The 6,444-nt window shown below is 72.8% G+C and carries 5 protein-coding genes and 1 riboswitch; all 5 genes read right to left on the reverse strand.

Going from position 1 to position 6,444, the window contains the following annotated elements:
- Positions 1–6 precede the first annotated feature (6 nt).
- Positions 7–735: a nicotinamide riboside transporter PnuC gene (gene pnuC, locus M3B01_RS14240; RefSeq protein WP_259793168.1), complete on the reverse strand. Its 729-nt coding sequence runs from the start codon at positions 733–735 to the stop codon at positions 7–9.
- 94 nt (positions 736–829) lie between these two features.
- Positions 830–948, reverse strand: a riboswitch (FMN riboswitch).
- Between the two features lie 55 nt (positions 949–1,003).
- The gene (gene rpe / locus M3B01_RS14245; protein ID WP_193866381.1) at positions 1,004–1,702 is read right to left on the reverse strand and encodes a ribulose-phosphate 3-epimerase; all 699 of its coding nucleotides are present in this window, start codon (positions 1,700–1,702) and stop codon (positions 1,004–1,006) included.
- Positions 1,699–3,408 (reverse strand): RsmB/NOP family class I SAM-dependent RNA methyltransferase, encoded by a 1,710-nt coding sequence (locus tag M3B01_RS14250; RefSeq protein WP_259793170.1) that lies wholly within the window; start codon positions 3,406–3,408, stop codon positions 1,699–1,701. The genes rpe and M3B01_RS14250 overlap by 4 nt, the downstream gene beginning before the upstream one ends.
- Positions 3,405–4,367 carry a methionyl-tRNA formyltransferase gene (gene fmt / locus M3B01_RS14255; protein WP_259793172.1) on the reverse strand — a complete coding sequence of 321 codons (963 nt, stop codon included), beginning with the start codon at positions 4,365–4,367 and terminating at the stop codon, positions 3,405–3,407. Before fmt ends, M3B01_RS14250 begins: the two co-directional genes overlap by 4 nt.
- A gap of 33 nt (positions 4,368–4,400) precedes the next feature.
- The coding region (locus M3B01_RS14260) for a primosomal protein N' (protein ID WP_259793174.1) at positions 4,401–6,444 on the reverse strand (2,044 nt) is incomplete at its 5' end.

The raw sequence follows: 6,444 nt of genomic DNA on the forward strand, positions 1-6,444 counted from the left end.
GTGGCCTCAGCGGGTGCGGACCGTGGGATCCAGGTGCGCGGTCTCGACCGTCACCCGCGCGTCGGCTCCCCCTCTCCGCCGGGCGGTGTCATCGCGCCGGCTGCGCACCCGCCACCACACGAAGAAGCCCACCAGGGTGAAGGCCCCGTAGAACACGTACATGAAGGCGCTGGCGTAGTAGCCGGCGCTCCACAGCAGCGGCACGCCCACGATGTCGACGGCCACCCAGATCAGCCAGAACTCGACCCAGCCCTTGGCCATGCCGTACGTGGCCAGCAGGCTGCCCATGAAGATCCAGGCGTCGGCCCACACCGGCTCATACGAGCCCAGGGCGCGGAAGATCGGGGTCAGCAGCGCGGTGCCGCCCACCATCGCGACCACCAGCAGGATCCGCGTGCCCCAGGAGGCCCACTCGGGCTCGACCGCGGTGCCTCCTTCGGAGCGGGCCTGCCGCCAGCGCACCCAGCCGTAGACGCTGGTGGCGATGAACATCACCTGTCGGCCGGCCTGTCCCAGCAGGTCCACCGCATTGGGACTGCCGAACACGGTGCCCAGGAACACCGTCAGCAGCAGCAGGTTGCCGAGGATCCCAATGGGCCATGCCCATACCTTGCGGCGCATGCCGCCCAGGGCGCTGAGGAGCCCGAACACATTGCCGAGCACTTCTCGCAGGAGGAGGAACTGTCCGCCCTCGAATTCGATCTTGGCGTCGAAGAGCCACTGCAGAACATCCATGTCAGTCCTTTCACCATCGGATGCAGTGGCTCCGGGGAAAAGGTTCCGGCATGGAACGACGGACGTGCACAGGGGCGCGCCCGTCGGCATGCAGGACGTGCGCCTCTCATCCAGGCTCTGACTGTCGGTGCCGGAGTTCCACCGGCTCCACCGCCGAAGCGGGTCGCGGACTATCACCGCCGGCTCGGACTTTCACCGACCCCGGAGCACGTCACTGATGTGACCGCACCAGGGTACTCCTCCTCAGGGCGCAGGCGCGGGCCGGCGCTCAGTGGCCGTTGTGGGATGCGGCATGCTGCGCCGCCAGCTCCCGCAGCGCGGCGATCTCCGCGGCGGCATCGTGCGCACGGTAGATGGCCGATCCGGCGACGAACACGTTGGCGCCGGCCTCGGCGCAGCGCTCGATGGTCTCCCGGCTCACACCGCCGTCCACCTGGATCGACACCTGCAGGTTCGACTCGCTGATCGCGGAGCGGGCCCGACGGATCTTGGGGAGCATGGTCTCCAGGAAGCTCTGGCCGCCGAAGCCGGGCTCGACGGTCATGATCAGCAGCATGTCGAACTCGCCGATCACATCCATCAGGGGCTCGACAGGGGTGGCCGGCCGCAGTGCGACACCCACCGCCGTGTTCTTGCGGCGCAGCTCCCGGGCCAGGCGGATCGGCGCCGCGGCGGCCTCCAGGTGGAAGGTGACCGAGGAGGCTCCGGCCTCGGCGAACTCGGGAGCGTGCCGGTCTGCGTCGGCGATCATCAGGTGGGCGTCCACCGGGATCGGGGACCTCTCCACGATCTGCTCCACCATCGCCGCGCCGAAGGTCAGGTTGGGCACGAAGTGGTTGTCCATCACGTCCACGTGCACGCTGTCGGCGCTGGAGATGCGGTCCAGCTCCTCCCCGATCCGCATGAAGTCGGCGTTGAGGATGCTGGGGTGGATGTACTGGCCATCGGTCGCGTAGGCGGCGTTCATGACAGGGGTCCTTCCTCGGATCCGGACGGGTTCTGCGGGGACTGCCCGCTGCGCTTGCGCAGCAGGGCGATGAACATGGCGTCGGTGCCGTGGACGTGGGGCCACAGCTGCACGGAGGGGCCCGGGCCCAGGTCCACCTGGTCCTGGAGCTCGGGGTGGATGCCGGCGGCCACGGCAGGGCGGGCATCGAGCTGCTCGACGTCCTCGCGGCGACGCAGCACGTCGGTGACCACGAGGCGGGTCTCAGCCAGGTGCGGGGAGCAGGTCACGTAGGCGACCACTCCCCCGGGCGCGGCAGCGTCCAGCGCGGAGCCCAGCAGGTCCCTCTGCAGGGCGGCCAGCTGCCCGATGTCTCCCGGACTGCGGCGCCAGCGGGACTCCGGCCGGCGGCGCAGAGCGCCCAGCCCGGAGCAGGGCACGTCGGCCAGGACCCGGCTGAAGTGCTCCGGCATCTCACGACCGATGGTGGTGCCGTCGGCGGTGCGGGTGGTGATCTCACAGCCGGCCTCCTGCAGGGTGGCCACCGCACGATCGACCAGCTCGGTGCGGTGGGGCTGCACCTCGATCGCCAGGAGCTCTGCATCGCTGCCCGGGGTGAGCCCGCCCAGCAGGGCCGTCTTCCCCCCGGGACCGGCGCACAGGTCCAGCCACCGTGCGTGGCCGTCCTGCTCGGCGAGCACCAGCTCGTCGGCACCGAGACCGAGGGCCAGTGCCATCAGCTGGCTGCCCTCGTCCTGCACCGCAGCGCGGCCCTCCTTGACCGGGTCCATGCCGCCGGGATCCCCCGAGGGCCAGGTGGCCGCGAAGATGCTGAGATGCCCGCGGCCGGCCCCGTTGTCGATCATCTCGTCGAGATCGGTGAGGCCCGGCCGCATCACCAGGGACACGGCAGGAGCCTGGTTCTGGGCGTCCAGGAGCGCATCGATCTCGGCACGATCCCGGCCGTGACCGGCGAGGGCGTCGGTGAGGGCGCGCACCACCCAGGTGGGGTGGGAATGGACGACGGCGAGGTGACCGGCGGGGTCCTGCTCCCGATCGGGAGCGACCTGGGCGATCCACTCCTCGGCGGTGCGCTCGCCGACCCGGCGCAGCACGGCGTTGACGAAGCTGGCCGCCCCCGCACCCACTGCGGAGCGGGCCAGGGCCACGGTCTCGGAAGTAGCGGCATGGGGGGCGACGCTCATGTCCACCAGCTGGTAGGCGCCCAGGCGCATCACGTCCAGCACATCGCCGTCGACCTCGTCCAGGCCGCGGTCGATGCAGGCGGCGAGGATGGCGTCCAGCCGGCCCCGGGCACGCAGGGAGCCGTAGAACAGCTCGGTGGCGAAGGCGGCGTCCCTGCCGGAGAGGCGGTGCCGGCGCAGCAGGCGCGGCAGCACCAGGTTGGCGTAGGCGTCGTCCTCGCGCACGGCGGCCAGGGCCTCGTAGGCGACCTGGCGGGAACCGGTGGCGGTGCGGCTGCGCTCGGAGGGGCGGGAACTGGACCATCCCCGGCGCGGCCCGCCCTGCCCTCGAGAGCCGGAGCGCTCGCGGCCCTGCGCGTCCCGTCCGTGACGGGGGTGCTCGCCGCGTCCGTGCTCGTCCCGGCCACGGTCCTCACGGCGGCTCCGGCCATCGCGCCGGCCGCGCTCGTCTCGCCGGGGCCGATCATCGCGCCGGCCCCGGTCGTCGCGGCGCGGCCGGGAGGCGTCGTCCTGGGGGCTCATCGCTTCTCCTCGGGGGCATCGGTGTGGTCGTCGAACGCGGCGTGCTCGTCCAGAGCGGCACCGCGGGCCCAGTCCGCGCCCCTCATCGGACGCTTCCCTGCCGGTGCGAGCTGCGCTATCGCGAGGGGGTGGGTGCCGGTGCCCACCAGCAGGTGCCGCTTGGTGGCGTGCAGGGATCCCGGGGGCAGATCGGCCGGTGCCGCCGCGGGAGCCGCCTCCACCCCGAGCACCTTCATGCGGCTTCCCTGCCAGTGCGTCCACGCGCCGGGATCCGGGCTCATGCCTCGGATGTGCGCACTCACCTGGGCAGCGGGAAGAGTCCAGTCGATGCGCGCCTCGGCGGTCGAGAGCTTGGCGGCATGGGTGGCCGCCGCATCGTCCTGGGAGGTGAAGGCAGCGGAGCCGTCCTCGAGGGCGTCCATCGCCTCGCACAGCAGGGAGGCTCCCTCCTCGGCCATGCCCTCCAACAGCTGCCCGGCCGTCTCGTAGGCACCGATCGGGCGGCGGCGGGTGGCGATGACGTCGCCGGTGTCCAGCCCCTCGTCCAGGCGGAACACCGTCATCCCGGTCTCGTCGGCTCCTGCGAGGACCGCTCTCTGCGCCGGAGCGGCGCCCCGCCACTCGGGCAGCAGGGAGAAGTGCAGGTTCACCCAGCCGTGGGTGGGGATCTCGAGGACCGGCCCCGGGATCAGCGTGCCGTAGGCGACCACGGCGGCCGCATCGGGGGCGAGGTCCCGCAGCTGCTGCTGCACCTGCTCGTCCCGAAGGGACGACGGGGTGAGCACGGGGATCCCGGCCTCGAGGGCGAAGGCCTTCACCGGGCTGGGCGTGAGCCTTCGGCCCCGACCGGAGGGGGCATCGGCGCGCGTGAGCACGGCGATCACCTCGTGCCGGGAGTCCAGCAGGGCACGCAGGGAGGGAAGGGCTGTGGCGGGGGTCCCCGCGAAGATCAGACGCATGATCCCTCGAGTCTAAGTTCCGAACCTCCAGGTTCAGAACACCGACGGCGGGTCCAGACGGATCCGGAGGGATCCGGGAGCCTTGCGCGCGGAGCGGGAGGCGACACCGGCGCGCAGCGCATCGGCGAGCTCCCGGGAGCGCTGAGGCTCCAGGCGCAGCACCGCCCTGGCCCGACCGGGGGCATCGGGATCCCCGAGGTCGACGGGCCCGAACACGTCGGTGCCGTCGGGCAGCTCGACGGCCTCCAGGAAGGCGTGGCAGGCCTCGCGAGCCCCCACCACCTCGGCGGTGCGGGTGAAGGGCGGCAGGTCCAGTTCGCGCCGATCGGCCAGCACCCGGTCCCAGAACACCTCGGAGCGGTGCGCCACCAGGTGCCGGATGGCGGGCAGCGTGGAGGTGCCGACCACGAGCACCTCACCGCCGTCAACCGCGCTTCGCACCAGGGCGATCGCATTGCTCCAGCGGCGCACGGACTCCACATCTGCGTCGTAGGCGGCGCGGGCCAGCATGGCATCGGCGTCCAGCAGCAGGGCTGCGGCGTAGCGGCCCCGGGGGGCGGGCTCAGCACCGGGGGTGGCCACCACGATGCCCCGCTCGGGCACGTCCTGGTCCTCCAGTGGGCCGTGGGCGCCCCCGGCGATGCGCAGCGGCACCTCGGGGAACGCACGGCGCAGCTCCTCGGCGGTGCGGGTGGATCCGATCACCATGGCGCGCACCTCTGCGCGGTGGCACTCCGGGCACCGGTAGCCGTCCTCGCGGCGACCGCACACGCTGCACTGGAGGGGGCCGGTGCGGCCCGACAGCAGCAGGGGGCCGGCGCAGCGCGGGCAGCGGCAGCGGGTCCCGCAGAAGGTGCAGGCCACCGCGGGGACGTAGCCGGAACGAGGAACCTGCACCAGCACCGGCCCGTGCTGGATGCCGGTGCGGATCACGCGCAGGGCCTCCCTCGGCAGCCGTGACCGGCCGGAGGGGCCCTCACGGTCACGCAGGTACTCGTCCATCGCCACGATGCGGGGACGGAGCTGTGTCAGCGGGGCCGGTTCCGGGTCCAGGCGGGTGAGGTAGCCGCTGTCGGTGAGGGCGCGCAGGGGGACGGCATCGCTGGCGGCTAGGAACAGCAGCGCGCAGCGCTCCTGGTGGGAGCGGCACTGCAGGACGGTGCGCGTGTGCGGGTAGGGGGCGCGGGGCTCTTCGAGCAGGTCATCGGCGCTGTCCCAGCAGATCGCCAGCGCCAGGTTCCGCACCGGGGCGAAGGCGGCGGAGCGGTTGCCGAGCACCACCCGGGTGGCACCTCGCAGGATGCGGCGGAAGGTGCGGTAGCGCTTCTCGGGCCCCTCGGTGCCGGCAAGGATCTCGTGCGCGACCCCCCGCGCGGTCAGCTCGTGGCTGAGTCGCGCCACATCGCGCTGGTCGGGGGCGATGACCAGCGCGCCGCGGTCCTGGTCGAGGGCGGACACGGCATCGGCGGCCACTTCCGTCCAGGCGTCAGCAGGGTCCAGGGTGATGGTGGCGCGCGGCACGGGGCCCGTGGGCGCGCCCGCACGGGTCAGCAGCGCGGACAGCCCGCGGTAGCGGTCACCGGGGCGGGAGGGGCACGCCCCGTCCGGCTCCGTCGCTCCTGTCTCGGGCGCCTGCGTGCCCTCGGGTGGGTCCGCTTCCGCCGGCACCTGTGCTGCTTCCGCCTCCTCATCCGACCCCGCCTCCGATTCCTCGGCGGCGCGATCGTTCTTCTCGGCGCGGGCGTGCCGGGGAGGCAGCGCTAGCCGCAGCACGTCACCGACGGTGCCGGCGCAGCGCGTGGCGACCTCCTCGCACACGCGCATCATCGCAGCGGGGACCACGATGTCGTCGGAGACCAGTCGGGTGAGCGGTGCCAGGGGTCGGTCCGTGGTGGGCCGGGCGGTGCGCTGCAGCACGATCCCCTCGGTGTCCCGTCCCGAGAAGCGCACCCGCACCCGCATGCCCGGGCTGGCCGCCGCCGTGGCTGGGGTGACGGCGTACTCGAAGGGCCGGTCCAGATGGGGCAGCACGCCGATCAGGCGCACGCTCGCCACCGGGTTCTCCTCGACCACCTCG

The organism is Brachybacterium sp. p3-SID957, from assembly GCF_025144775.1.
Taxonomy (GTDB): Bacteria; Actinomycetota; Actinomycetes; order Actinomycetales; family Dermabacteraceae; genus Brachybacterium; species Brachybacterium epidermidis.